The organism is Streptomyces triticagri (genome assembly GCF_003429565.1).
Taxonomy (GTDB): domain Bacteria; phylum Actinomycetota; class Actinomycetes; order Streptomycetales; family Streptomycetaceae; genus Streptomyces; species Streptomyces triticagri.
The window spans coordinates 1-1,292 of sequence record NZ_QUAK01000144.1 but is presented as its reverse complement, the minus strand read 5'-3'; the positions used below and the strand labels follow the sequence as shown (position 1 = coordinate 1,292).

1 rRNA gene is annotated in these 1,292 nt (G+C 56.6%); it reads right to left on the bottom strand.

Going from position 1 to position 1,292, the window contains the following annotated elements:
- A 23S ribosomal RNA gene (locus tag DY218_RS24345) occupies positions 1 to 1,292 on the bottom strand; the annotation flags it as partial.

Genomic DNA, 1,292 nt, shown 5'->3' with positions numbered 1-1,292 from the left:
GGGGGTGGGAGTCCTCATCTCGAAGCAGGCTTCCCGCTTAGATGCTTTCAGCGGTTATCCCTCCCGAACGTAGCCAACCAGCCATGCCCTTGGCAGGACAACTGGCACACCAGAGGTTCGTCCGTCCCGGTCCTCTCGTACTAGGGACAGCCCTTCTCAAGACTCCTACGCGCACAGCGGATAGGGACCGAACTGTCTCACGACGTTCTAAACCCAGCTCGCGTACCGCTTTAATGGGCGAACAGCCCAACCCTTGGGACCGACTCCAGCCCCAGGATGCGACGAGCCGACATCGAGGTGCCAAACCATCCCGTCGATATGGACTCTTGGGGAAGATCAGCCTGTTATCCCCGGGGTACCTTTTATCCGTTGAGCGACGGCGCTTCCACAAGCCACCGCCGGATCACTAGTCCCGACTTTCGTCCCTGCTCGACCCGTCGGTCTCACAGTCAAGCTCCCTTGTGCACTTACACTCAACACCTGATTACCAACCAGGCTGAGGGAACCTTTGGGCGCCTCCGTTACCCTTTGGGAGGCAACCGCCCCAGTTAAACTACCCATCAGACACTGTCCCTGATCCGGATCACGGACCCAGGTTAGACATCCAGCACGACCAGAGTGGTATTTCAACGACGACTCCACAACCACTGGCGTGGCCGCTTCACAGTCTCCCACCTATCCTACACAAGCCGAACCGAACACCAATATCAAACTGTAGTAAAGGTCCCGGGGTCTTTCCGTCCTGCTGCGCGAAACGAGCATCTTTACTCGTAGTGCAATTTCACCGGGCCTATGGTTGAGACAGTCGAGAAGTCGTTACGCCATTCGTGCAGGTCGGAACTTACCCGACAAGGAATTTCGCTACCTTAGGATGGTTATAGTTACCACCGCCGTTTACTGGCGCTTAAGTTCTCAGCTTCGCCACCCCGAAGAATGACTAACCGGTCCCCTTAACGTTCCAGCACCGGGCAGGCGTCAGTCCGTATACATCGCCTTACGGCTTCGCACGGACCTGTGTTTTTAGTAAACAGTCGCTTCTCGCTGGTCTCTGCGGCCACCCCCAGCTCACACTGCAAGAGTGATCACCAGGTGTGGCCCCCCTTCTCCCGAAGTTACGGGGGCATTTTGCCGAGTTCCTTAACCATAGTTCACCCGAACGCCTCGGTATTCTCTACCTGACCACCTGAGTCGGTTTAGGGTACGGGCCGCCATGAAACTCGCTAGAGGCTTTTCTCGACAGCATAGGATCATCCACTTCACCACAATCGGCTCGGCATCAGGTCTCACCCACA